This is a genomic window from Alkalisalibacterium limincola (assembly GCF_008017755.1).
Lineage (GTDB): Bacteria > Pseudomonadota > Gammaproteobacteria > Xanthomonadales > Xanthomonadaceae > Alkalisalibacterium > Alkalisalibacterium limincola.
This window is the reverse complement of the sequence record NZ_VRTS01000002.1, coordinates 93,636-117,818: the sequence shown is the minus strand read 5'-3', so window position 1 is coordinate 117,818 and position 24,183 is coordinate 93,636. Positions and strand designations below refer to the sequence as shown.

Annotated in this window: 18 protein-coding genes and 4 pseudogenes; 13 read left to right on the top strand and 9 right to left on the bottom strand. The window is 70.2% G+C overall.

Annotation, left to right across the window (positions count from 1 at the left end):
* Nucleotides 1-153: 153 nt before the first annotated feature.
* The 3 genes and pseudogenes from FU658_RS03525 to rsgA all read right to left on the bottom strand — a co-directional run bounded on the left by FU658_RS03525 (nucleotide 154) and on the right by rsgA (nucleotide 4,881).
* Nucleotides 154-2,432: pseudogene (locus tag FU658_RS03525) on the bottom strand (NADP-dependent malic enzyme).
* A gap of 84 nt (nucleotides 2,433-2,516) precedes the next feature.
* Nucleotides 2,517-3,796, bottom strand: a pseudogene (locus FU658_RS03520) (peptidase MATCAP family protein).
* Complete coding sequence (gene rsgA, locus FU658_RS03515; protein WP_147891077.1) at nucleotides 3,778-4,881, bottom strand: ribosome small subunit-dependent GTPase A; 1,104 nt, start codon at nucleotides 4,879-4,881, stop codon at nucleotides 3,778-3,780. The pseudogene FU658_RS03520 and the gene rsgA overlap by 19 nt, the downstream one beginning before the upstream one ends.
* Nucleotides 4,882-4,955: 74 nt before the next feature.
* Between rsgA and FU658_RS03510 the strand changes: the two genes are divergently transcribed.
* From FU658_RS03510 to FU658_RS03500, 3 genes are read left to right on the top strand one after another with little or no spacing between them, the layout of a single operon-like run.
* The gene (locus FU658_RS03510) at nucleotides 4,956-5,357 is read left to right on the top strand and encodes a DUF4345 family protein (protein WP_147890827.1); all 402 of its coding nucleotides are present in this window, start codon (nucleotides 4,956-4,958) and stop codon (nucleotides 5,355-5,357) included.
* 52 nt (nucleotides 5,358-5,409) lie between these two features.
* Nucleotides 5,410-6,660: an aminotransferase class I/II-fold pyridoxal phosphate-dependent enzyme gene (locus FU658_RS03505; RefSeq protein WP_147890826.1), complete on the top strand. Its 1,251-nt coding sequence runs from the start codon at nucleotides 5,410-5,412 to the stop codon at nucleotides 6,658-6,660.
* 55 nt (nucleotides 6,661-6,715) lie between these two features.
* The gene (locus FU658_RS03500; RefSeq protein ID WP_147890825.1) at nucleotides 6,716-7,354 is read left to right on the top strand and encodes an SGNH/GDSL hydrolase family protein; all 639 of its coding nucleotides are present in this window, start codon (nucleotides 6,716-6,718) and stop codon (nucleotides 7,352-7,354) included.
* Here FU658_RS03500 and FU658_RS03495 read toward each other — a convergent pair.
* The 4 genes from FU658_RS03495 to FU658_RS03480 all read right to left on the bottom strand — a co-directional run bounded on the left by FU658_RS03495 (nucleotide 7,344) and on the right by FU658_RS03480 (nucleotide 9,870).
* A complete protein-coding gene (locus FU658_RS03495; protein WP_187265891.1) occupies nucleotides 7,344-7,637 on the bottom strand; it encodes a hypothetical protein in 294 nt (97 codons plus the stop codon). The genes FU658_RS03500 and FU658_RS03495 overlap by 11 nt on opposite strands.
* Nucleotides 7,638-7,776: 139 nt before the next feature.
* Complete coding sequence (grxD, locus tag FU658_RS03490; protein ID WP_147890823.1) at nucleotides 7,777-8,706, bottom strand: Grx4 family monothiol glutaredoxin; 930 nt, start codon at nucleotides 8,704-8,706, stop codon at nucleotides 7,777-7,779.
* A gap of 76 nt (nucleotides 8,707-8,782) precedes the next feature.
* A complete protein-coding gene (locus tag FU658_RS03485) occupies nucleotides 8,783-9,088 on the bottom strand; it encodes a hypothetical protein (RefSeq protein ID WP_187265890.1) in 306 nt (101 codons plus the stop codon).
* 8 nt (nucleotides 9,089-9,096) lie between these two features.
* On the bottom strand, nucleotides 9,097-9,870 hold the full coding sequence (locus tag FU658_RS03480) for an AMP nucleosidase (RefSeq protein WP_147890821.1): 774 nt from the start codon (nucleotides 9,868-9,870) through the stop codon (nucleotides 9,097-9,099).
* 198 nt (nucleotides 9,871-10,068) lie between these two features.
* On the opposite strand from FU658_RS03480, the gene FU658_RS03475 reads away from it, so the two are divergent.
* The 10 genes and pseudogenes from FU658_RS03475 to FU658_RS03435 all read left to right on the top strand — a co-directional run bounded on the left by FU658_RS03475 (nucleotide 10,069) and on the right by FU658_RS03435 (nucleotide 19,889).
* The gene (locus FU658_RS03475) at nucleotides 10,069-11,442 is read left to right on the top strand and encodes an amidohydrolase (RefSeq protein WP_147890820.1); all 1,374 of its coding nucleotides are present in this window, start codon (nucleotides 10,069-10,071) and stop codon (nucleotides 11,440-11,442) included.
* An 11-nt stretch (nucleotides 11,443-11,453) separates the two neighbouring features.
* Nucleotides 11,454-12,718 (top strand): annotated as a pseudogene (locus FU658_RS03470) (amidohydrolase family protein); the annotation flags it as partial.
* A 122-nt stretch (nucleotides 12,719-12,840) separates the two neighbouring features.
* Nucleotides 12,841-13,173: a hypothetical protein gene (locus FU658_RS03465; RefSeq protein WP_147890819.1), complete on the top strand. Its 333-nt coding sequence runs from the start codon at nucleotides 12,841-12,843 to the stop codon at nucleotides 13,171-13,173.
* Between the two features lie 281 nt (nucleotides 13,174-13,454).
* The gene (locus FU658_RS03460; protein WP_187265889.1) at nucleotides 13,455-13,736 is read left to right on the top strand and encodes an EF-hand domain-containing protein; all 282 of its coding nucleotides are present in this window, start codon (nucleotides 13,455-13,457) and stop codon (nucleotides 13,734-13,736) included.
* 48 nt (nucleotides 13,737-13,784) lie between these two features.
* Nucleotides 13,785-14,417 carry an RNA polymerase sigma factor gene (locus FU658_RS03455; RefSeq protein WP_147890818.1) on the top strand — a complete coding sequence of 211 codons (633 nt, stop codon included), beginning with the start codon at nucleotides 13,785-13,787 and terminating at the stop codon, nucleotides 14,415-14,417.
* Nucleotides 14,418-14,847: 430 nt separating this feature from the next.
* Nucleotides 14,848-15,309: a periplasmic heavy metal sensor gene (locus tag FU658_RS14295; protein ID WP_187265888.1), complete on the top strand. Its 462-nt coding sequence runs from the start codon at nucleotides 14,848-14,850 to the stop codon at nucleotides 15,307-15,309.
* Nucleotides 15,310-15,415: 106 nt separating this feature from the next.
* On the top strand, nucleotides 15,416-16,906 hold the full coding sequence (locus FU658_RS14675) for a hypothetical protein (RefSeq protein WP_222708351.1): 1,491 nt from the start codon (nucleotides 15,416-15,418) through the stop codon (nucleotides 16,904-16,906).
* A complete protein-coding gene (locus FU658_RS14670; protein ID WP_255505423.1) occupies nucleotides 16,887-18,725 on the top strand; it encodes an amidohydrolase family protein in 1,839 nt (612 codons plus the stop codon). The genes FU658_RS14675 and FU658_RS14670 overlap by 20 nt, the downstream gene beginning before the upstream one ends.
* A gap of 122 nt (nucleotides 18,726-18,847) precedes the next feature.
* Nucleotides 18,848-19,183, top strand: coding sequence for a hypothetical protein (locus tag FU658_RS03440; RefSeq protein WP_187265887.1), 336 nt, complete (start codon nucleotides 18,848-18,850; stop codon nucleotides 19,181-19,183).
* A gap of 28 nt (nucleotides 19,184-19,211) precedes the next feature.
* Nucleotides 19,212-19,889 (top strand): Dph6-related ATP pyrophosphatase, encoded by a 678-nt coding sequence (locus FU658_RS03435; protein WP_147890816.1) that lies wholly within the window; start codon nucleotides 19,212-19,214, stop codon nucleotides 19,887-19,889.
* Nucleotides 19,890-19,913: 24 nt separating this feature from the next.
* Here the strand turns inward: FU658_RS03435 and ppc are convergent.
* Nucleotides 19,914-22,679, bottom strand: a pseudogene (ppc, locus tag FU658_RS03430) (phosphoenolpyruvate carboxylase).
* A gap of 49 nt (nucleotides 22,680-22,728) precedes the next feature.
* On the bottom strand, nucleotides 22,729-24,096 hold the full coding sequence (locus FU658_RS03425) for a glutamate--cysteine ligase (protein WP_147890815.1): 1,368 nt from the start codon (nucleotides 24,094-24,096) through the stop codon (nucleotides 22,729-22,731).
* Nucleotides 24,097-24,183 lie beyond the last annotated feature (87 nt).

The following is a 24,183-nucleotide window of genomic DNA, read 5'->3' as shown; positions in this document are numbered from 1 at the left end:
TCGCCATGCCCGCCACCACCTCAGCGCTCCCGGAGGCGTTGTCACGAGCCCCGCCGGCAATCCGGACCCGCCGGCGGGCAGGTCCGCACGCCACGCCGCTGGCGCGCCGGGCCCGGTCGGACGAGGCCCTCTTCCGCCCCGGCCCCGGTGGGGCTACAAGCCCCGCTCGGCACGGATCTGCGCCTCCACCGCGGCCAGCGCGGTCATGTTCACGACCCGCCGCACCGTCGCCGATGGCGTCAGGACATGCGCCGCGCCGGCCACTCCCATCAGGATCGGGCCGAGGCCGACGCCGTCGGTCATCGTGCGCACCAGGTTGTAGGCCGTGTTCGCCGCGTCGAGGTTCGGAAAGACCAGCAGGTTGGCACTGCCGCTCAGGCGCGAGTTGGGGAAGATCCGGTTGCGGATCTCTTCCTTGAGCGCCGCATCAACATGCATCTCGCCCTCGACCTCGAGCTTGGGGGCGCGTTCGCGGATCAGCACCAGCGCATCGCGCATCTTCCGCGCGCTCTCGTCGTCATGGCTGCCGAAGTTGGAATGGCTTACCAGCGCCACCTTCGGGGTGATGCCGAACAGCTTGAGCCGGTAGGCCGCCTGCAGCGCGCTGGTGGCGATCTGCTCGGCGGTGGGGCACGCCTGCACATGCGTGTCGCAGAAGAAGAACACGCCCTTGTCGTTGAGCACCGCGCTCATCGCGGAGCTGTTGGGAATGCCCACTTCGCGCCCGAGGATGTTCACCACGTAGGCCAGCTTCTTCTGGTAGCGGCCGACGATCCCGCACAGCATCGCATCGGCTTCGCCGCGCTTGACCATCAGTGCCGCCACCGCCGTGGAGCGGGTGCGCACCACGGCCTTGGCCGCGGCCGGGCTGAAGCCACGACGCTGCATGATGGCGTGGTAGAGCTGCCAGTAGTCGTTGAAGCGCGGGTCGTCGTCGATGTTGGTCAGGTCGAAATCCACGCCCGGCCGGATGCGCAGGCCCAGGCGCTCGATGCGCATCTGGATCACCGCCGGCCGGCCGATCAGTATCGGGCGCGCCAGGCCGTCGTCGACAACGGTCTGGACCGCGCGCAGCACCGTTTCCTCCTCGCCCTCGGCATAGACCACGCGCTTGAGGTCGGTGCGGGCGCGGTCGAAGATCGGCTTCATCAGCAGGCCGGTGCGGTAGACGAACTGGCTCAGGCGGTCCCGGTACTCGTCCATGTCCTCGATCGGCCGGGTGGCCACGCCCGAGTCCATCGCCGCCTTGGCGACCGCGGGGGAAAGCTGCACCATCAGCCGCGGGTCGAAGGGACGCGGGATCAGATAGTCCGGACCGAAGCTTGGCGTCTCGCCACCGTAGGCGGAGCCCAGGTCGGTGGCCTCGATGCGGGCCAGCTCGGCGATCGCCTTGACGCAGGCGGTCTTCATCGCCTCGTTGATCACCGTGGCGCCGACATCCAGCGCGCCGCGGAAGATGTAGGGGAAGCACAGGGCGTTGTTGACCTGGTTCGGGTAGTCCGAAGGCCGGTGGCGATGATGCAGTCGGGGCGCACCTTGCGGGCCAGGCCCGGATCGACCTCGGGGGTCGGGTTGGCCAGCGCGAGGATGACCGGCCTGGGCGCCATGGAGGCCAGCATCGCCTCGGTGAGGATGTTGCCGGCGGACAGGCCAAGGAAGACGTCGGCCCCGTCCATGATGTCGGCCAGCGTCCGGCACCCGGTGTCCTGCGCATAGCGCGCCTTGTCCGGGTCCAGGTCGCTGCGGCCGGAGTGCAGTACGCCGTCGCGATCGACCGCCAGGATGTTCTCGCGCTTCATGCCCAGCGCCACCAGCATGTCCAGGCAGGCGATGCCGGCCGCACCGGCACCGGCCGTGGCCAGCCTGACCTCGTCGATCTGCTTGCCGACCACGTGCAGCGCGTTGAACACCGCGGCACCGACGATGATCGCGGTGCCGTGCTGGTCGTCGTGGAACACCGGGATCTTCATCCGCTCGCGCAGCTTGCGCTCGACGATGAAGCATTCCGGCGCCTTGATGTCCTCGAGGTTGATGCCGCCGAAGGTCGGCTCCAGGCTGGCGATGATGTCGACCAGCTTGTCGGGGTCGTTCTCGTCGATCTCGATGTCGAACACGTCGATGCCGGCGAACTTCTGGAACAGCACGCCCTTGCCTTCCATCACCGGCTTGGACGCCAGCGGGCCGATGTTGCCCAGGCCCAGCACCGCGGTGCCGTTGGAGATCACCGCCACCAGGTTGCCGCGCGCGGTCAGCGTGCTGGCCTCGTTGGGATCCTCGACGATCGCCTCGCAGGCGTAGGCCACGCCCGGCGAGTAGGCCAGGGCCAGGTCACGTTGCGTCACCATCGCCTTGGTCGGCACCACCTTGATCTTCCCCGGCGGGTTCTGGCGGTGGTAGTCGAGGGCGGCGATCTTGAGGTCTTTCTCGGGCATGGGGGCTACCGGCGGCTTTGCTGGGCACAGACCCCGGATTGTAGCCGGCACGGGCCGAAGCCGCCGAAGCCGGGCGCCGCGCGTCTACAGCCCCGGGATCGGGGCCTCGTCGTCGATGTTGTCCAGGCGGATGCGGTTGGCGAACAGGCTGAAGGCCAGCATCCCGGCCAGCCCCTGGGCGCGCTGCAGCCAGGGCGGCACGTACAGCGGTGCGACCAGGGCGCCGCACTCGAACATCGGCTCGAGCGCCACCACGTCGCTCAGCGTCATCTTGCCGGCGAACAGCAACCGCGCGAGGTTGAGCCGCCGGTGGCGCAGCGCCCAGCGGAAGAACGTATGCACGCCGATCAGCCCGTGCAGGTAGACGGTGTCCTTGGTGAAAGCCGCCTTGCCGGTCAACGGCACGCCGCGGAAGACCCGCTGGGCCGAGGCGAAGCTGTCGGTCACGGTCTGGCCGGCGTCGAGGAAGAAGCGGAACACCTGGATGAAGTCCGCGCCACGCAGGGCCATGTCGATGGCGATGATGCGCAGGCTGATGCGCTTCATGCGCTCGATGTCGATCGCCCCGGTGATCAGCTCGGCGAACGTCGCCATTCCCTCCTGGGTGGCGGTGATGCGTGGCGAGGTGCGCGCCAGCGATTTCATGTACGGCTGCTCGCGGCCGTTGAGCGCGGTCAGGCTGTGCACGTAGGCCTCGTGCTCGAGCAGCTGGTGCCGGTCGTACTCGCTGTAATGGCCGCCACCCCGCAGGCGGATGCGGGTCGGGCCCGCAGCGGCTTGGCGATCAGTTCCGGGTCGATCTCGACGCTGATGCGATGGTGCACGAAGAAGCGATCGAGCTCGCCCTGCAAGTCGTTGCGGAGTTCCTCGGCGGTGATGCGCTGCTGCGACTCGTCCGGCAGCAGCTCGCGGTCGAGCTCGTCGGCCAGGCTGATGAAATGGCGTGCCGCATCGATGTTGGTGGCCCCGCCCCCGGGCAGCGCGTCGCCCGGCCGGCCGAACAGCGCGATGCTGTGTCGGGTCACGTCGGCACCGCCTGCCCCCTCCAGCAGCCAGGTCGCGGACGTCCAGCTTTCCACCGTGCCCAGCAGGTATCGACCCAGCGGATGGTCGGCATCGGCTGCCGAAGCGATGCGACCCAGTTCCTCGCGCACCTCGCGGTAGTCGGCCTGCGGGTAGGCCACGCTGGGCAGCCGCGCCTGGCCCGCGCTCCAGCTGTAGAGGAAGTCGTCCTGCACGTGCGCCGGCCAGCTCAGCGACTGCAGCATGCGGATCGAGCCGATCGCATCCACCAGGCGCGCGTCGAGGGCGGCGTGGTGCAGCACCGCAGGGTCACGCAGCCTGCTCAACGACGCCCCTTCCATTCCCCCGGGCGCTTTGCGCTGGTGCGGCCGGCACCACGCCCCGGTGTCCGTTCCTCGGCACGCTGGGCCTGCCGGATCGCCTGCTGGCCCGAAGCGGTCGCCAGCTCGTCGCGCAACTTGAAGTAGTTGGCGACGTGGTCGGGATCGAGCGCATCGGTGTCCAGCGCTTCCTGCACCGCGCAACCCGGCTCGCCCTCGTGGCGGCAGTCACGGAAGCGGCAGCCTGCGGCGATCGCCTCGACGTCGCTGAACGCGCTGGCCTCGAGCTTCTCCTCGCCGGTCAGCTTCAGCTCGCGCATCCCCGGCGTGTCGATCAGGCAGCCGCCCTGGGGCAGCGGCAGCAGCACGCGCCGGGTCGTGGTGTGGCGGCCGCGCGAGTCCTTCTCGCGGACCTCTCCCGTCGCCATCTTCTCCAGGCCCAGCAGGGTGTTGGTCAGGGTCGACTTCCCGGCACCCGAACTGCCGACCAGGACCACCGTACGGCCGGCACCAAGGTAGGGCTCGAGCACGCGCACGCTATCGGCGTCCTTGGCATTGACCGGGTGGATGGCGATGTCCTGCGCCGCGATGTCCGCCAGGGCTTCCGCCACCGGCTCGAGGTCGTCGACCTGGTCGGCCTTGGTCAGCACGATGACCGGCTCGGAACCACCGGCACGCACCAGCAGCAGGTAGCGCTCGAGCCGCCGGGGGTTGAAGTCGTGGTCCAGGCCGCACACCACCAGCACATGGTCGATGTTGGCGGCGATCAGCTGCTGCTTGTAGTGCTCGCCGGCTGCGGCACGCTTGAGCACCGACTGCCGTGGCAGGCGCTGCAGGATGTTGGCGCATTCCGCGTCGAGCACGACCCAGTCGCCGACGCAGGCGCGATCCTCGGCCGGGAAGCGCGGTCGCAGCCACTCCGGCGGAGGCTGCACGCCGTGCCGGACGTCGTCCTCGTCCACCGCCACTTCGTAGCCGGCGCGGTGCTGGCTGCTCACGCGGCCCACGCGTCCTGCCGGCGCATCGGGCAAGGCCGCCGAGAAGGCCACGCCCGGGCGCCAGCCGAGATGGCCGAGGTGGTCGAGGGTGTCGTCGCCAAGCTGCATGATGGGCGGAGTGTAGCGCCGCGCGGTCGCGCCCGTGCACACGGATTTCATCACCGCGCGCCCAGCCTGCGCCCATGCACTGGCTTGTTCGACTGACACTGATCCTGGCGGCACTGGGCTTCCTCGGCTTCGGTGGCTGGTTCCTGTTGGATCCGGTCGACCCGATGGCCCGCATCGGCATCACCCTCTCGGGCGAGGCCGCCCCGGTCGAACTCAGGGCCTTCTACGGCGGGCTGGAAATCGCGCTGGCGGCCTGGCTGCTGCTCGCCGCCACCCGTCCGCACTGGGCTCGGCCGGCGCTGTGGCTGGTGCTGCTGCTCAACCTCGGCATCGGCATCTCCCGGGTGCTCGGCGCCCTCATCGACCAGGTGTGGACCGGCTTCTTCACCGGCGCACTGGTGTGGGAGTTCGGCTTCGTCGCGCTGGCCGCGACCGCGCTGTGGATGGACGCCGTGCGTCGCACACGCGACGGCTGACGGGCGGCCGTGCTTGGGCTAGGCTGGCGCGAATCCATTTCGAACCCCGCCGATGCCGCAACGTCCGCTGGCCACCCGCCTCCGCCTCAACGATGTCCGTTACGAAATCCGCGGCGAACTGGCCCGGCGCGCGCGCGAACTCGAGGCGCGCGGCGAGACGCTGATCAAGCTCAACATCGGCAATCCCGGCGCGTTCGGATTCCAGGCACCCGCCCATCTGCGCGAAGCGGTGTCGCGGGGCCTGCCCGCCAGTGAAGCCTATGGCCACCAGCAGGGCCTGCCCGAGGCCCGCGAGGCGGTTGCGGCCGTGCACCGGGCGCGCGGCGCCAGCCAGGCGCACGCGGACCGGGTGTTCCTCGGCAACGGGGTCAGCGAACTCATCGACCTGTCGCTTCGTGCCCTGCTCAACCCCGGTGACGAGGTGCTGCTCCCCAGTCCCGACTACCCCTTGTGGACGGCCGCCACGATCCTCAACGACGGGTTCCCGGTGCACTACCCGTGCCGGTCGGAAAATGCCTTCCTCCCGGATCCGGAGGAGATCGAAGCCCTGGTCACCCCGCGCACCCGGGCCCTGGTGCTGATCAACCCCAACAATCCCACCGGGGCAAGCTACCCGCGCGAACTGCTCGAGGCCCTGGTCGGCATCGCCCGCCGCCACGGCCTGTTGCTGATGGCCGACGAGATCTACGACGGAATCGTCTATGCGGACGCGCCGTTCCAGCCCCTGGCGCCGCTGGCGGGCGACGTGCCCTGCCTGAGCCTGGGCGGGCTGAGCAAGGTCCATCGCGCCTGCGGCTGGCGCGTGGGCTGGGCGGTGCTCACCGGTGACGCCGCCAGGATCGGCGACTACCACCACGCGATCGACCTGCTGGGTGCGCTTCGCCTGTGCGCCAACGTGCCTGGCCAGTTCGCGGTGCAGGCAGCCCTGCAGGGCGCCGATTCGATCAGCGCCCTGTGCCGGCCGGGCGGCCGCCTTTACGACTCGCGCCAGGCGGTGGTCGACGCCTGCGCTGCCAGCGGGCACCTGGACCTGGTGGCACCGGCGGCGGCCATGTACGCCTTCCCGCGGGTCGTCGGGGACGCAGCCACGGGCTTCGACGACCACCTCTTCGCCGTGGAGCTGCTCGAGACCGAACGCGTTCTCGTGGTGCCCGGATCGAGCTTCAACCTCGCGCGCCGCGATCATTTCCGGATCACGCTGCTGCCCGATTCGGAGACGATGGCCGAAGTGTTCCAGCGCATCGGGCGGGTCCTCGCCCGGCGCGCCGAGTCGGCGCCCGCGAGCGCGCGCAGCGTCGCCTGACATGCGGGCCGCACTCCTCCTCCCCCTGGCCCTGGCCACCCTTGCCGGATGCACGATGACACCATCCCCCGACCCGAGCCCCGCGCCGATCACGTACCTGGCGCTGGGTGACAGCTACACCATCGGCGAGGCCGTGCCCGAGGAGGAGCGCTGGCCCCATCAATTGGCCGCGCTGCTGCAGGCCGAGGGCATCGCGCTGGAAACGCCCACCACGATTGCGCGGACCGGCTGGACCACCGACGAGCTCGACGCGGCCATCGACGAGGCGACCCCCGCCGGACCGTTCGGCTTCGTCACCCTGCTCATCGGGGTCAACAACCAGTACCGCGGACGCGAGACGCAGAACTACCGCGAGGAATTCCAGGCACTGCTCGAGCGTGCGGTGGACTTCGCCGGCGGCGAGCCCGGCCGGGTCATGGTGCTCTCCATACCGGACTGGGGCATCACGCCGTTCGGCCAGGGCAGTGGCCGCGACCTCGACCAGGTCGCCAGCGAACTCGATGCCTACAATGCGATCAACCGCGAAGCATCCCGCGCACGGGGCGTGGCCTGGGTCGACATCACGCCTGTGAGCCGCCAGCGCGGCGCCGAGCCGGCGATGGTGGCAGGCGACGGACTGCACCCCTCCGGGGCGATGTACCGCGAATGGGCGCTGGCGGCATTGCCTGCCGCGCGGGTGCTGCTTACCAGATGAAGTTGAGCGAGATGATGTCGCTGCCACGCACGCGGCATTCGACCGTCTGCCGCTGCTCGATCGTCATGCCCGGGTCGATGACCAGCGGGGCCTGCAGGAAGACGACCCCCTCGCCGTCCTCGCGGGCGCTGGCGCGCAACGCATCGGCATCGAGCTGGTAGGTGCGGCCCGGCAGGCGCTCGGCCACCGCCGCCTCGCAGACCGAAACGGCCTGCGACGACCCGCCACAGCCAGCCAGCACCGCACCCAGGGTCGCGGCAGTCATCATGGAAATCCAACGCATTGCACACCTCGTGGTTGGTGGTTGCGCGCTGGCGACAGGAACACCGGGAGTGCGGCCAGCATGGTGGCGTCCAGGCCCTGGGGGAGGTTCCTGGAGGCCAAGTTAACGTAAAAACTCTAGAACGTCATTCCGCGACCGCTCAATAGCGGGGGACGGTGGTGTCGACCCGCTGCGCCCAGGCATCGATGCCCCCCTCCACGTTGAACACGTTTCGGAAGCCAAGCCCCCGGAAATGCTCGGCGGCACGACGGCTGGAAATGCCGTGATGGCACAGGAAGGCCAGCGGCTGCTGCTTGTCGAGCGCCGCGAGGCGGTCGTGGCTGTCCTCGTCCAGCACTTCATGGGGGCCCGGGAACGCCGCCTGGCGACGGTCCTCGGCCGGACGCACGTCGACCACGACCAGTTCGCCCGCGTCCAGCTTCGCCTTCGCGTCCTCGACCTGGATCGGCTGCACCGGCGGCGGGGCGTTGGGGTTGCGGATCCTCAACCCGGCGCCACCGACATCCTCGACCCAGTCGATCTCGATGCCGTTCGCCCGCGGCGCGCTGACCAGGTCGAAGTGGATGCGGATGCCCTCGGCCTCGGAGACGATCTCGCTGCCGGTCACCGGGGCCAGCTGGAACTGGGCGTTGAAGTTCGGATCCACGCCGAGGTGCAGGCCCATGCCGGGTTCGACCTCGGCCATGGCGCGATTGATCGCCTCGGCCGCGGTCTCGGTGATGGTGATGGCCGGCGGGGTGCGGTCGGGCGCCTGCAGGCCCAGAACTTCGTGCAGCTGCCCGTCGTTGAGCATCTGCTCGATGATGTCGCTGCCCCCGACCAGCTCGCGGTCGATGTAGAGCTGGGGAATGGTCGGCCAGCTGCCGTAGAGCTTGATGCCCTCGCGGATCTCACCGTCCGAGAGCACGTCGACGTGGGCGTACTCCACGCCCAGGCTGCTCAGGATGCCGGAGGCCTTGGCCGAGAACCCGCAGCGCGGCGCGCCCGGCTCACCCTTCATGAACAGGACGACACGGTTGTCGGTGAGCAGCGCGTCGATGCGCTCGCGGGTGGTGGTGTCGAGGGACATGGGGGCGGTTCTCCATTGCGAATCGACCCATTGTAATGGGGATGGCGTGACGGTGATCCAAGGCCGGACGGGCCGTTCAGGGACCGATCGCCACCAGCATCCGCGTCACCGCGCTGAGCATGAGCAGGCCCACCACGATCCCGGCCATGTGGGAGTGGCGCAGGTAGGCGGCCCACCAGGGTCGATGCTCGACCCGCTCGATCAGCGCGAGGTAGGAGTCGATCTGCGCGCGTCGTCGGCGCGGATGCAGGGTGTAGTTGCTTTGCAGGCCGAGGTCGGCCAGCAGCGGCAGCACCCGCCCGACGTAGAGGAAGTTGCCCAGGCCGATGTAGAGCAGCACGGCGACCGAGGCGAGCAGGAAATGGGCGCCAACGCTCATCATGTCCACGCTCAGTCGAACCGGAGGTGCTTGACCGACTTGCCGTGGCGACGGATCAACTTGAGCGCCTCGATGCCGATCTGGATGTGGTCGTCGACGAAGTGCTGGGTCACCGTGGCGTCACTGGCCTCGGTCTTCACGCCCTCGGGGATCATCGGCTGGTCGGACACCAGCAGCAGCGCACCCGACGGAATCGAGTTGGCGAACCCGGCAGCGAACACCGTCGCGGTTTCCATGTCGATGGCCATGCAGCGCAACCGGCGCAGATAGCCCTTGAAGTCCTCGTCGTGCTCCCAGACGCGACGGTTCGTGGTGTACACCGTGCCGGTCCAGTAGTCGTGGCCGAGGTCGCGGATCATCGTCGACACCGCGCGCTGCAGCGCGAACGCCGGCAGCGCCGGGACCTCCGGCGGCATGTAGTCGTTGGACGTGCCTTCGCCGCGGATCGCCGCGATCGGCAGCACCAGGTCGCCGATCTGGTTCTTGCGCTTGAGTCCGCCGCACTTGCCCAGGAAAAGCACGCCCTTCGGACCGTACGCCGAGAGCAGGTCCATCACCGTGGCGGCATTGGCGCTGCCCATGCCGAAGTTGATCATCGTGATGCCGTCGGCGGTGGCACTGGACATCGGCCGGTCCAGCCCGACGATCTGCGCGCCCGTGAGTCGCGCGAAGGTGTTGAGGTAGCCGCCGAAATTGGTCAGCAGCACGTGTTCGCCGAAGGCTTCAAGCGGCACGCCGGTGTAGCGCGGCAGCCAGTTCTGCACGATCTCGTTCTTGTCTTTCATCCGCCCTTTCCTTTTCCGCGTCATTCTAGCGCGGTGCCGTGCGCGCTTCGTGACAGCGGGCGCAGGCAGCCGGCCCGCGTCGGGCTATGCTGCCATCGGCCCGTGACTTCTGGCTGACGCCCCCGCCGGGGCCAACGGCTAGCCTTGCAGGCTGTGCCGGCGCCAAGGGCGCCGAAGACCACCAAGGGGAATCCATCGATGCGACCCAAACACCTCCGCAGCCTTGCCGCGGCCGTCCTCCTCGCGCTGCCTGTCGCGACCTCCACGCTGGCCGCCGATGCAGGACCCTACGCCGGCACCTACCAGGCGGCAGCCTCGACGCCGACGCTGATCCGCAATGCCACCGTGCTCACCGGCACGGGTGAGCGCCTCGAGGGTGCCGACGTGCTGATGAGCAATGGCCGCATCGAGCGCGTGGGCTCCGGCCTGCGCGCCCCCCGCGGCGCGGTGGAGATCGACGGCACCGGCAAGTGGGTCACGCCGGGCATCATCGACGTGCATTCGCACCTGGGCGTCTATCCCAGCCCCGGCGCCAGCGCCCACTCCGACGGCAACGAGATGACCGCGCCGGTGACCGCACAGGTGTGGGCCGAGCACAGCGTGTGGCCGCAGGACCCGGGCTTCGCCGCCGCCCTGGCCGGCGGCGTGACCTCGCTGATGATCCTGCCCGGCTCGGCCAACCTCATCGGCGGCCGCGGCGTGACGCTGAAGAACGTCTACGCCACCACGATGCAGGAGATGAAGTTCCCCGATGCACCACACGGCCTGAAGATGGCCTGTGGCGAGAACCCCAAGCGCGTGTATGGCAGCCGCAACCAGGCGCCGATGACGCGCATGGGCAACATGGCCGGCTACCGCGGTGCCTTCATCGAGGCCCAGCGCTACCGCGAGAGCTGGGCCAAGCACCGCGCCAACCGCAGCGGCAACAACAACGACGCGCCCAACGTCGACCTGCGCCTCGAGACGCTGGCCGGCGTGCTCGACGGCGAGATCATGCTGCACATCCACTGCTACCGCGCCGACGAGATGGCGCTGATGATGGACCTGGCGCGCGAGTTCGAGTTCGAGATCGCCGCGTTCCACCACGGCGTGGAAGCCTACAAGCTGGCCGACGAACTGGCCGAGGCGGGCATCTGCGGTGCGCTGTGGGCCGACTGGTGGGGCTTCAAGATGGAGGCCTACGACGCGATCCAGGAGAACATCGCGCTGGTCGACCGGCCGGCGAACGGCTGCGCGATCGTGCATTCGGACTCCGCCGAGGGCATCCAGCGGCTCAACCAGGAGACCGCCAAGGTGATGGGCAGCGCGCGCCGGGCCGGCATGGACATCCCGCCGGAGCGGGCGATCCGCTGGCTGACCTGGAATGCCGCGAAGTCGCTGGGCATCCAGGACCAGACCGGCAGCCTGGAGCGCGGCAAGATGGCCGACGTGGTGGTGTGGAACCAGAACCCCTTCAGCAGCTACGCATTGGCCGAGCAGGTCTATATCGACGGCGCGCTGATGTACGACCGCAACGACCCCGCGAGGCAGCCGGTGTCGGACTTCATGCTCGGCCAGGAGGTGACCCCGTGAAGCGCTCGATCATGAAGCAACTGGCGCTGGGCCTCGCGCTCGCCTCCACCGCCGGCATCGTCGCCGCACAGGACGTGCTGATCCGTGGCGCCACCGTGCATACCGCCGGCAGCCGCGGCACGCTGGAAAACACCGACGTGCTGGTGCGCGGCGGCATCATCCGCGAAGTCGGCCCCAACCTGTCGGCACCGGCCGGGGTCACCACGGTGGAGGCCAACGGCCGCCCGCTGACCCCGGGCCTGTTCGGCGGCCTGACCGCGCTGGGCCTGGAGGAGGTGTCCGCGGAAAGCCCGACCGTCGACCACTCGGTGGCACCGGGCGCGATGACGCCCCCCCACGAGCCGACCTGGCGCCCCGAGTTCGACATCACCCTGGCCTACAACCCGCGCTCCTCGGTGATCGGCGTGAGCCGGGTGGAGGGCCTCACCTACACCGTCCTGGCGCCATCGAGCCTGCCCGGCGGCAGCATCGTCGCCGGCCAGGGCGCGGCGGTGCGCCTGGACGGCAGCTTCGACGCCGTCGTCGACGCAGCCGCAGCCTGTTCATCAACCTGGGGGCCGCGGCCTCGCCGCTGAGCGGCGGCAGCCGCGCAGCGCAGTACATGCTGCTGGACCAGGCCGCCGCCGAAGCCAAGCCCAACATGGGTGCCCCGGCCCCTGGCCACGGCCTGCTGACGATGGCCGGCAAGCGCGCGATCGCGGACTACTTCGCCGGTGGCCGAGTGGTCTTCAGCGTGCACCGCGCCGCCGACATCCGGCAGATGCTGGCCTTCGCCCGCCGCAACGGCATGCGCCCGGTCATCGCCGGCGGGGCCGAGGCCTGGGTCGTGGCCGACGAGCTGGCCGCGGCGAACGTGCCGGTGCTGCTCGACGCACTGGTCAACCTGCCCAGCAGCTTCGACCAGCTGGGCGCCACGCTCGAGAACGCCGCGCGCCTGCACGCCGCGGGCGTGCGGGTCGGCTTCACCCAGGTCGGCGATGCCTCGCACAACGCGCGCAAGGTGCGCCAGCTGGCCGGCAACGCCGTGGCCCACGGCATGCCCTGGGAGGCGGCGCTGGCCGGCCTGACCTCGGTGCCGGCGGAGGTGTTCGGCTTCGGCGACAGCCAGGGCCGCATCGAGCCGGGACTGCGCGCCGACCTGGTGCTGTGGAGCGGCGACCCGCTGGACGTGGCCGAGTACGCCGAGCAGGTCTGGTTCGACGGTCGCCCGGCCTCGATGCGTTCGCGCCAGACCGAACTGCGCGACCGCTACCTGGCCCCGCGCGCGCCCTGCCCAGGGCCTACACGCGCTGAGCGCCTGAAGCTGCCCGCGGACCGCCACATTCCGGCCGTCCGCGGTCACACGCGGGACCCAGTCTGGAGGCGTCGGCAAGACGCCGACGCCTCCGGAGGATCCCGATGCACGTCCCGACCCTGCTCCTCGCCTGCCTGCCGCTGCTCCCCGCCCTGGCATGGGCCGATTCACCGCGCACCCTCGACGCCGCCACAGCGCACGCATCCCTGCACGTTCGTGCCGACCTGCCCGCGCGGCTCGACATGGCCTGCCAGCCGCTCGACACCGACTTCGACGACGTCCACGCCCACGGCGACCGGCTGTGCGTGCTGGTCCTGGAGCAGTCTGGACAGGTGGCCGTACTGGGACAATGGATCCAGGGCACCGACGCCACCGTCGGGGCACCCGACACACTGGGCCCGGAGGCCCCGCGGCCATGGCTGGTGCAGGCGGAGTAGCCGGCGGGGCCGGCTGAACGGCGGCGATCACCGCGCGACGGATCCGCCCGCACGGGGCGTTGAAGGCACTGGGACCGACGCGGTTCCGGCTTGCTTCCCGCTTCGAGAGGTTGATCCGATGAAGACGAATTCGATCCTGATCCGTACCGCACTCGCGACCGCCCTGCTGGCCCTCGGTGCCGGCGCCACCGCCCTCGCCCAGGAATCGCGCGGCGAGCGTGGCTGGAACAAGGGCCAGCCGATGGACGTGGCCGCGATGGAGGACCGCATCGCCCGGCTGCTTGGCGATCGACGCCAATGGCGACGGCATCATCACCGCCGAGGAGATGATCGCCCACCGCGATGCGCAACGCCTGCAGCGCGAACAGCGTCGCCTGCAGCGTTACGACCGCAGCGGCGATGGCGTGGTCACCGTCGAGGACTACGTGGCCGCCCACAGCGATCGACTGGCGCGCATGGATGCCGACGGCGACGGCGTGATCACGCGTGAGGAGATGCGCGAGAGCCGCAAGGGCATGCGCGGCGGACGCGGCATGCACCGCGGTGGCCATGGCGGCCGCTGACGCGCATGCGATGATCCGGAGAACCGGTGAACGCCCGACCACGCCCTGATGAGCAACGAACGGACTCGCCCCGACCCGACCGGCCCCGCGCCGGCCCGGCCCGGGGACGACCCCGACCAGACCCTGCTCGACCTCATCCGCGATGGGGACGAGCAGGCCTATGGCGTCCTGCTCGACCGGCACCTGGAACGCATCCACGCCCTCGCCCAGCGCATGCTGGGCAATGCCGCGGATGCAGAGGAGGTGGCGCAGGACGCGTTCCTGCGCGCATGGCAGCAGATCCCGAACTGGCAGCCGGGCACGGCGAAGTTCTCGACCTGGCTGCACCGGGTGGCGATGAACCTGTGCCACGACGCCCTGCGGCGACGCCGCGACAGCCGACCGGTGGAGGACATCCAGCCGGTCTCCGGCGAACCCGGGCCGGAACAGCTGGCGCGCCGCCAGGACCGCTCCGGGCGGGTGCAGGCCGCCCTGGCGACGCTGCCGGAGCGCCAGCGCGAGGCGCTGGTGCTCAGCCATTACCAGGAACTGAGCCAGCGCGAAGCGGCGGCGGTCCTGGAGATTTCCGAAGAGGCGCTGGAGTCGCTGCTCGCGCGCGGCCGACGCGCCCTTCGCGCGGCCCTGGCCGAAGAACTTGAAGATCTGCAGGGGAAAGGGGATGGACACCGACATGGAATTTGAACGCTTCCAGGAACTGATCGCCGCCTACGGTGCCGAGCCACGACGCTGGCCCGAGGCCGAGCGCGAGCAGGCGCTGGCCCTGCTGGGGCGCTCGCCGCAGGCGCGCGAGGCACTCGCCCGGGCCCACGCCACCGATGCGCTGCTCGACAGCGTCGTGGTCCGCCGGCACCGCTGCGGCTGCGCCGCCAGTTGCTGGCGCAGGCGCCGGCCGCGCGCCCCCACTGGCGCCAGGCATTCACATCGTTCTGGCGTGACCTGGGGGGCTGGCAGTTGGCCGGGCCGGCACTGGCCGCCGGGCTGGCGCTTGGCGTCGCATCGGCGTGGGGCTCTCGCCGCTGCCGGCTGCCAACGGATTCGACGAAGACACGGTGTTCCAGCTCGCCGGGCTGGCGCCACACCCGGACCTGGACGAGAACTGGATCGACGAGCCATGAGCCTCTCCCGCCCCGCCAGGATCACCCTGCTGGCCTCGTTGCTGGTGAATGCGGCGCTGATCGCCTTGCTCGGCGTATGGCTGCTTGCCGCACGCCCCGACACCGTCCCCGGGCCGCAGGCCGACACCACGTCGGAAGCGCAACGCGAGCAGTTCCGCACCGCGATGGCTCCGCACAGGGAAGGACTTCGCGAACACTACGCCCAGGTGCGTGCCGCGCGCGCGGAGGTCGGGGAGGCGCTGCGCGCCGAGCCGTTCGATGCTTCCCGGCTCGCCGAGGCATTCAGCGCCCTGCGCGAGGCCGAGGCCACCGCCTCGGGCGCCTCGCACGCCGCCCTGACCGCAGTGGCCACCGAGCTCGATGCCAGCGGCCGGGAGCGCATGGCCGAGCGCATCGAGAACCGGCGTGGCGGCCACCGCTCGCGCGCAGGACGTGACCGGCCACGCCGAGCCCCTTGACCGGGCCGCGCGGGCCGGCACGGACGCGACCCACGACTTCCGCCACACAGCCATGGCGGTGGAATTCGCCTAGCATCGAGGGCTTTGCCGAACCGGAAGCCTCCCGATGTCGCGATCCACGCTCGCCCTGACCCTTTGCCTCACCGCGCTCGCGGCGCTGGCCCCCGCCACCGCCGACGCCCAGCGTCGCGCCGCCTCCGACGGCAACGACTGGGACGTGACCGCCGCGCACGGCGGCTCGAAGACCGTGCGCTTCGACACCGACGAGGGCACCTGGATGAGCCTGGACGTGAGCCCGGACGGTTCGCGCATCGTCTTCGACCTGCTGGGCGACCTTTACCTGCTGCCGATTCAGGGTGGCGCGGCACGGCCCCTGACCCAGGGCCGCGCCTTCGACGTGCAGCCGCGCTTCTCGCCCGATGGCCGCGAGGTGGCCTTCACCTCCGACCGCAGCGGCGGCAACAACCTGTGGCGCATCGGCGTGGATGGGCGCAATGCGACCCAGGTGACCGACGAGGGCTTCCGCCTGCTCAACACCCCGGCGTGGACGCCGGACGGTAACTACCTCGTCGGCCGCAAGCATTTCACCGGCACCCGCTCGCTGGGCGCCGGCGAGCTGTGGATGTACCACAAGGCCGGCGGCGAGGGCCTGCAGCTGACCGAGCGCAAGAACGACCAGCAGGACCTCGGTGAACCCGCGGTCAGTGCCGACGGCCGCTACGTGTACTTCTCCGAGGACGTCAGCCCGGGCCCGACCTTCCAGTACAACAAGAACCCGCACGACGTGATCTACGCGGTCAAGCGGCTCGACCGCGAGACCGGCGAGGTCGAGACGATCATCGACAGCCCGGGTGGCGCGGTACGGCCGCAGCCTTCGCCCGACGGCACCCAGCTGGCTTTCATCAAGCGCGTGCGCGACAAATCGGTGCTGCACCTGATGGACCTGGATTCCGGCGCGGTGCGCCCGCTGTGGGACGGCCTCTCGCACGACCAGCAGGAAGCCTGGGCGATCTTCGGTCCCTATCCGGGCTATGCGTGGATGCCGGATTCCTCGGAACTGGTGATCTGGGCCCAGGGCGGTTTCTGGCGCGTCGATGCGGCCAACGGCGAGGCGCGCGAGATCCCGTTCACCGCCAACGTCGAGATCGCCGTCACCGAACCCTTGCGCGCGCGCCAGTCGCTCGACGGCGACAGCTTCCAGCCGCGCATGATCCGCGACGTCGCCACCGCGCCCGATGGCGCCAGCGTCGTCTTCCATGCCGTGGGCAAGCTCTACGTGCGCGCGCTGCCCAACGGCCAGCCGCGCCGCCTCACCGCCGACACCACCCACTTCGAGTACCAGCCCAGCTTCAGCCCGGACGGCCGCAAGCTCCTCTACACCACCTGGTCGGACGCCGACATGGGGGCGATCCACGAGCTCGACCTGGCCAGCGGCGAGCGCCGGACGCTGACTGCCCAGAAGGGCTTCTACTATGGCCCGCGCTATTCGCCCGACGGCTCGATGATCGTCTACTCGCGCACCGGGGGGCGGCGGCCTGACCGGCAGCCTGTGGTCGCGCGAGACCGGCGTGTTCGTGATGCCGGCCGGCGGCGGTGAACCCGAGCGCATCGCCCGCCGCGGCAACGATCCGCAGTTCGACGCCAGCGGCGAACGGGTGTACTTCCGCACCGGCGGTGGCCTGTCGAAGAAGCTGATGAGCGTCGGCGTGGACGGCCGCGACGAGCGCGAGGTGTTCGACCTGAAGTACGTGAACTTCGTCGAGATCAGCCCCGACGGCGAGTGGGTCGCGTTCACCGAGCTGTACAACGCCTACGTCGCCCCGATGCCGCGGACCGGTCGCAGCGTCACGCTCAACAAGGACACCAAGGCGATCCCGGTCACCCGCGTGAGCCGCGACATCGGCTCCTACCTGCACTGGTCGGCCGATTCCTCGACGCTGCACTGGATGGTCGGCCGCGAGTACTTCAGCCGCGACCTCAGCGACAGCTTCGCCTTCCTGCCCGGTGCGCCGGGCACGCTGCCGCAGCCGGCCTCGTTGCGCGGCATCGACATCGCCCCGACGCTGGAATCCGACCGTCCTGCCGAGGTGTTCGCATTCACCGGCGCGCGGGTGGTGACGATGCGCGATGCGGAGAACACCCGGGAAGTGATCGAAGGTGGCACGGTGGTGGTGCGCGGCAACCGCATCGCCGCGGTCGGCGCCGACGGCAGCGTGTCGATCCCGGACGGCGCGCGCGTCATCGACGCCAGCGGCAAGACGATCATCCCCGGCCTGGTGGACTCCCACGCCCACGCCGCGCACTTCGGCTCGGGCGTCGTGCCGCAGCAGAACTGGGCCTACTACGCCAACCTGGCCTTCGGCGTCACCACGCTGCACGACCCGTCGGCCACCAGCGAGTTCGTGTTCTCGCAGGCCGAGCTGGTGCGCGCCGGCGAGATGGTCGGCCCGCGGGTGTTCTCCACCGGCACGATCCTCTACGGCGCCGATGGCGACTTCAAGGTCGAGATCAACGGCATCGACGATGCCCGCGCGCACCTTCGCCGCATGCAGTCGCACGGGGCGTTCAGCGTGAAGAGCTACAACCAGCCGCGCCGCGACCAGCGCCAGCAGATCAACCAGGCCGCGCGCGAACTGGGCATGCTGGTGGTCGAGGAAGGCGGCTCGACCTTCTTCCACAACGTCTCGATGATCATCGACGGCGTGACCGGCGTGGAGCACAACCTGCCCGTTGCCCCGCTGCACCGGGATGTCATCGAGCTGTGGCGGCAGACCCGGGTGGGCAATGTGCCGACCCTCGTGGTCAGCTATGGCGGCCTGTCGGGCGAGTACTGGTTCTACGCACGCGACGAGGTGTTCGAGGAGGAGCGCCTGCAGCGCTTCTTCCCGCGCGAGACGCTTGACCAGCGTGCGATCCGCCGCGAGATCGCCCCGGACTGGGACTACCACCACATCGAGGTGGCCAAGGCGAAGAAGGACCTGCGCGACGCCGGCGTGCGCATCATGACCGGCGGCCACGGCCAGATGCAGGGCCTGGCGCTGCACTGGGAGATCTGGATGCTGACCCAGGGCGGCTTCAGCAACTGGGAGGCGCTGCGCGCGGCGACCATCGACGGCGCGGACTACATCCGCCTGGACCACGAGTTCGGTTCGATCGAGGACGGCAAGCGCGCCGACCTGGTGGTGCTGGACGGCAATCCGCTCGAGGACATCCGCGACACCGCCAGCACCGCGATGGTGATGGTCGATGGCCGCCTGTTCGACGTCGCCGGGGACATGGCCGAAGTCGGCGGTCGTGGCCGCGGCGCGCCGGAGTTCTACTGGCAGCGCCACCGCGACGGCCAGGCCTTCGGCCTGCAGTTCGGTCCCACCGGGCCCTGCCACTGCCCGAAGTCGGGTGTGCCGCACCGGCACTGACATCGGCAGGTCGCATCGAACGAACGGGGCGGGCAGACCGCCCCGTTCGCGTTGTGCGCCGATTCACCCGCGCGGGGCCGGTGTGCGCACAATGGGCATCCACCCGCACACGGACGCGCATCATGACGACCTATCGCATCCACCTGCCCGACCCGCAGCTCGCGCGCGGTGCCGATCCCTCGCTTTCGTTCAAGTCGGTGGGCGCCGAGGGCTTCGCCGAGGAGCTCGAGGCCGCCCTTCGGCAGGACGTGCTTTTCCAGCGCTGGTGTGCCGACCAGCCCGAACCCGACGAGGTCGACCCGGCCCTCGGCGTGGTCGATCCCGACGCGCGCGTGACCGGCCGGCAGCGCGAGAAGCGCGCCGAGCTGACCGTGGTGACGTCGGTCCCGGGCGAAGTACTGCGCCATCGGCTGCGGCTGCTGGCCGGCAGCCACTGGGAACTGCGCGATGTCCACTGAGCCCGCCTCCGCCGGGAGGGCATGAGCGATGGTGAAGACACCGATCCTGCTCTCGTGGAGTGGCGGCAAGGACGCGGCCTGGGCCCTGCACCGGCTGCGCTGGTCGGAGGGCTTCGAGGTGGTGGGCCTGCTGACCACCGTCACCGAAGGACTGGAGCGCGTGGCGATGCACGGCATACGGCGCGACGTGCTGCAGGCGCAGGCCGAGGCTATGGACCTGCCCCTGGTCGAGGCGCGCCAGCCCCGCCATCCCGACAACAGCACCTACGAAGCCGCGATGGGTGCCGCACTGGCGCAGGCCGAAGGGCGCTGGCCCGGTCTGCGGCACGTCGCCTTCGGCGACCTGTTCCTGGCCGACGTGCGCGCATTCCGCGATGCGATGCTCGCACGCCAGGGCTGGCTCGGGGCCTATCCGCTGTGGGACAGCGATACCGCCGCCCTGGCCCAGGAAATGCAGCTTGGCGGGCTGAAGGCGCGTCTGTGCTGCGTCGACACCGAACAGCTCGACGCCGGATTCGCCGGCCGCGAATGGGACGCCGGATTGCTCGACGCCCTGCCCGAAGGCGTCGACCCCTGCGGGGAACGCGGCGAGTTCCATACCTGCGTCCACGATGGCCCGATGTTCAAGGCGCCCTTGCACCTGGTCGAAGGCGAAACGGTGCTGCGTGACGAACGCTTCGCCTTCACCGACTTCACGTTGGGCTGAGCCCCGCGGCGGCGAAGCGGACGCTCAGCCGGTGTTCTGCACCCCGGCCGCGATGCCGTTGACCGTCGCCACCAGGGCATGGAACAGCGCGTCGTCCTCGGGGCAGCCCGCCTCGCGCCAGCGTGCCAGCAGGTCGACCTGCAGCAGGCTGATCGGATCGACGTAGGGATTGCGCAGCCGGATCGACACGCGCAGCCGGCGATCGCCCTCCAACAGGTCGGTGGCGCCCTTCAGCGCGAGCACCGCACGGCGGGTGCGCTCGAACTCCTGCGCGATGCCGGGAAAGAAGTCGTCATGCCCCGCCGCGAGACGCGAATAGCGCTCGAAGATCGCCATGTCCGACTTCGCCAGCACCATCTCGACGTCGTCGACGAGGCTGGCCAGGAACGGCCAGTCGCGCGTCATCTCCGCCAGCGCGTCGATGCCGTGCGCGTCGATCGCCTGCTGCAGCCCGCTGCCGACGCCGTACCAGGCGGTCAGCCCGGCGCGGTTCTGCGACCAGGCGAAGACCCACGGAATCGCACGCAGCGAGGACACGCCTCCGGCGCTGCCGCGCTTGCTGGGCCGCGAGCCGATGCGCAGCCGTTCGATCACGTCGATCGGCGTGGCTTCGCGGAAGTACGGCACGAAATCCTCGCGGCCGTAGACCAGCTCGCGGTAGACCTCGCGCGAACGCGCGGCGATGCCGGCGGCGATGCCGCGCCACTTCGCCTCGCGCGGTTCGGCCGGGCGCGGGGCGCAGCGTCGCCCGCAGCACCGCGCCGGTGGTCTGCTCGAGGTTGCGCAGCGCCAGCGCGCGGATGCCGTACTTGCGGTGGATCACCTCGCCCTGCTCGGTCAGGCGCAGGAAGCCGTCCACCGAACCGCGCGGGGCGGCGATGACGGCGCGTTCGGTCTTGCCGCCACCGCGCGAGAGGGAGCCGCCGCGGCCGTGGAAGAACGCGATCCGCACGCCGGATTCGCGCGCCAGCGCGCTCAGCGCGATCTGGGTCTGCTGCAGGGCCCAGCGCGAGGCGACGATGCCGCCGTCCTTGGCGCTGTCGGAATAGCCCAGCATCACCATCTGCCGCCCGCCGCGGGCGTCGAGGTGGGCACGGTAGGCCGGGTCGGCGAACAGCGAGCGCAGCACGTCGGCCGAAGCGTCGAGGTCGTCGACCGTCTCGAACAGCGGCGCGACGTCCAGCGGCACCTGCCCGGCGCCATCGACGCAGCCCGCCACGCGTGCCAGGGCCAGCACCGCCAGCGCGTCGGCGGCGCTGCGGCTCATCGACACGATGTAGGGGCCGAAGGCTCGCGCACCATAGCGCGGCAGTGCCTCGGCCACGGTCGCGAAGACCTCGAGCGTCGAAGCGGCGTCCTCGTGCCCACGCCGCGGCACCTCGATGCTCCCATCCTCGCCCGAGCCGGCCAGCAGGGCCTGCAGCCGGGCGGCGCGATCAGCGGCCTCGCGCTCGGGCCAGCCGGCGTCGTCCAGAAGGCCGGCCAGCGCCGACTCGTGGATCGCGGAATCCTGTCGCAGGTCGAGCGTGGCCAGCTGGAAACCGAACACGTCGATGCGCCGGCGCAGGCGTTGCACGCTGAAATGTCCCGCCTGGACTCCGCCGTTCCGGCACAGGCTCTCGTCGAGCAAGCGGATGTCGTCGGCGAACGCATCGGCGTTCGGGTATCCCGCGTCGGCGTCGTTGCGGGTCGCCTCCAGCCGCGCCGCTACCAGGGTCAGGAAGCTGCGGTATGGCATGTCGGCGTGGCGCGGCTTGATCGTCGCCGCCGCCTCCGGCAACCGTGCCCGGTAGTCCTCCAGCCTGTCGAGCAGCGCGGGCGAGAACGCCACGCGTCCCAGCGACTGGGTCAGCAATCCGGTCAGCTTGTCGATGTCGCGCCGGTAGGCGCGCAGCACCTGGCGCCGTTGTGCGGCCAGCGTGTCGCGGATCGTGTGCGCACCGACGTTGGGATTGCCATCCATGTCGCCGCCGACCCAGCTGCCGAAGCCGATCATCGCGCTGGGCAGCGTGGCGTCACCGGTCGTGCCGTAGACCTTCTCCATCGCTTCGGCGAAATCTTCGAAGAAGACCGGCAACACCCGGAACAGCACCTCGGTGAGGTAGAAGCTCACGTGCTCGAATTCGTCGGCGACCGTCGGCTTTTCCGGTGGCGTCTCGTTGGTCTGCCAGGCCGAAGTCAGCGCCTGGCGGATGCGCCCCACGCCGGCGCGGCGTTCCTGCGGCGTCAGGCCGCGGTCGATGTCCTCGACCAGCCGGTGCACGACGGTCTGCTCCTTCTCCAGCAGCGCGCGGCGCACCGCTTCGGTCGGGTGCGCGGTGAACACCGGCTCGATGCGCAGCCGCGCCAGCAGGTCGGCCACCTCTCCGGCCGGGACACCCTCGTCGCGCAGCCGGGTCAGCACGTCCTCCAGCCCGCCGGGCTGGGCCGCGGCACTGGTGCGCTGGTAGTCCCGCGACGGCGGATGCGGTGGACGCGCTCGGCGATGTTCACCGCCTGGAAGTAGCTCAGGAACGCACGCACCAGCCGTTCGGCATGCCCCTGCTCGACACCGACCAGGATCGCCGCCAGCGCATCGACGGGCGCTCCGGATTCGCGTCGCTCGATCGCCGCCACGCGGATCCGCTCCACCTCGTCGAGGAATCCGGAACCGGCCTGCTCGGCCAGGATCTCGCCGACCAGCGCGCCCAGCCGGCGCACGTCCTCGCGCAGCAGCTCATCGGTGGCGGGCAGGTCCACCGCGCGCAGCGGTCCGGTGTCGTCCTCGGGTCGGGGGCGGGTGTCGGTCATCGGCGAAATCCTTCTCAACGGGGGTCACAGCATCCACGGGACGCCGTGTTCAATAGGCGAACTCGCGGAACACCGGGTCCACGCTGCCACCCCAGGGCCCGTGGAACAGCGCCAGCTTGCGCTCGGCCGGCGTCTCGTTGGCCAGTGCGAACTCCTGCAACGGGGCAAGGAAGCCGGTCTCGTCGGCACCTTCGTTGTTCAGGCGGGCACGACGCTTCAGGCCGGCCTCGGCGATCTTGAGCGCCTCGATCGCCAGCTCGCGCACGGTCGCACCGCGGAACGGCAGCTTCAGTGCATGCTTCGGCACACCGTCGCGCAATGCGTTGCGCTCGGCCATCGAGAAGTCGCGCACCAGGTCCCAGGCGGCGTCCAGCGCCGCATCGTCGTAGAGCAGTCCGACCCAGAACGCCGGCAAGGCACACAGCCGGTTCCACGGCCCGCCGTCGGCGCCGCGCATCTCCAGGAACTTCTTCAGCCGCACTTCCGGGAACACGGTGGTCAGGTGGTCGGACCAGTCGCGCATCGTCGGCAGCTCGCCGGGCAGCGGACCCAGCCTGCCGGCCAGGAAGTCGCGGAAGCTCAGGCCGGCGCAGTCCACGTACTCGCCGCCGCGGTAGGCGAAGTACATCGGCACATCGAGCACGTAGTCGACGTAGCGCTCGAAGCCGAAGCCGTCCTCGAACACGAAGTCGAGCATGCCGGTGCGGTCGGCATCGGTATCGGTCCAGATGTGGCTGCGGTAGCTCAGGTAGCCGTTGGGCCGGCCCTCGGTGAACGGCGAGTCGGCGAACAGCGCGGTGGCGATCGGCTGCAGCGCCAGGCTCACCCGGAACTTCTTCACCATGTCCGCTTCGGAACGGTAGTCCAGGTTCACCTGCACCGTGCAGGTGCGGGTCATCATGTCCAGGCCCAGCGTACCGACCCGCGGCATGTAGTCGCGCATGATCTTGTAGCGGCCCTTGGGCATCCAGGGCATGTCCTCGCGCCGCCACTTGGGCTGGAAGCCCATGCCGAGGAAGCCGACGCCGAGTTGTTCGGAGACCGCCTTGACCTCGCGCAGGTGGGTGCGGGTCTCGACGCAGGTCTGGTGGATCGTCTCCAGCATCGCGCCGGAAAGCTCCAGCTGGCCGGCCGGCTCGAGCGTGACGGAGGCGCCGTCGGGCCGCTTGAGCGCGATCAGCTTGCCGTGCTCCTCGACCGGTTCCCAGGGGAACTGGCTCAGGCCGCGCAGCACCGCCTCGATGCCCTGCGGGCCTTCGTGGGTCAGCGGCCGCAGGTCGTCGAGGCGGAACCCGAACTTCTCGTGCTCGGTGCCGATGCGCCAGTCGCTCTCGGGCTTGTTGCCGGATTCACTGTAGGCAACCAGTTCACTCACGTCGCCGATGGGTGTTTCGTCTTCTTGGCTGGGGCCGGACAAGGGGGGCGTCTCGTTGGGCAATGGGTCCATGATGGGGGCAGGCCGCGCATTCCGAAAGTGCAGGCAGCGCAACAGTGCATGCCGGCG

Excerpts from the sequence above, each read along its gene's own strand:
- rsgA (WP_147891077.1), bottom strand. The coding sequence starts at position 4,881 with ATGCAGCTTGGCGACGACACCCTCGACCACCTCGGCCATCTCGGCTGG.
- FU658_RS03510 (WP_147890827.1), top strand. The coding sequence starts at position 4,956 with ATGCACTGGCTTGTTCGACTGACACTGATCCTGGCGGCACTGGGCTTC.
- FU658_RS03505 (WP_147890826.1), top strand. The coding sequence starts at position 5,410 with ATGCCGCAACGTCCGCTGGCCACCCGCCTCCGCCTCAACGATGTCCGT.
- FU658_RS03500 (WP_147890825.1), top strand. The coding sequence starts at position 6,716 with ATGACACCATCCCCCGACCCGAGCCCCGCGCCGATCACGTACCTGGCG.
- FU658_RS03495 (WP_187265891.1), bottom strand. The coding sequence starts at position 7,637 with ATGCGTTGGATTTCCATGATGACTGCCGCGACCCTGGGTGCGGTGCTG.
- grxD (WP_147890823.1), bottom strand. The coding sequence starts at position 8,706 with ATGTCCCTCGACACCACCACCCGCGAGCGCATCGACGCGCTGCTCACC.
- FU658_RS03485 (WP_187265890.1), bottom strand. The coding sequence starts at position 9,088 with ATGATGAGCGTTGGCGCCCATTTCCTGCTCGCCTCGGTCGCCGTGCTG.
- FU658_RS03480 (WP_147890821.1), bottom strand. The coding sequence starts at position 9,870 with ATGAAAGACAAGAACGAGATCGTGCAGAACTGGCTGCCGCGCTACACC.
- FU658_RS03475 (WP_147890820.1), top strand. The coding sequence starts at position 10,069 with ATGCGACCCAAACACCTCCGCAGCCTTGCCGCGGCCGTCCTCCTCGCG.
- FU658_RS03465 (WP_147890819.1), top strand. The coding sequence starts at position 12,841 with ATGCACGTCCCGACCCTGCTCCTCGCCTGCCTGCCGCTGCTCCCCGCC.
- FU658_RS03455 (WP_147890818.1), top strand. The coding sequence starts at position 13,785 with ATGAGCAACGAACGGACTCGCCCCGACCCGACCGGCCCCGCGCCGGCC.
- FU658_RS14295 (WP_187265888.1), top strand. The coding sequence starts at position 14,848 with ATGAGCCTCTCCCGCCCCGCCAGGATCACCCTGCTGGCCTCGTTGCTG.
- FU658_RS14675 (WP_222708351.1), top strand. The coding sequence starts at position 15,416 with ATGTCGCGATCCACGCTCGCCCTGACCCTTTGCCTCACCGCGCTCGCG.
- FU658_RS14670 (WP_255505423.1), top strand. The coding sequence starts at position 16,887 with ATGCCGGCCGGCGGCGGTGAACCCGAGCGCATCGCCCGCCGCGGCAAC.
- FU658_RS03440 (WP_187265887.1), top strand. The coding sequence starts at position 18,848 with ATGACGACCTATCGCATCCACCTGCCCGACCCGCAGCTCGCGCGCGGT.
- FU658_RS03435 (WP_147890816.1), top strand. The coding sequence starts at position 19,212 with ATGGTGAAGACACCGATCCTGCTCTCGTGGAGTGGCGGCAAGGACGCG.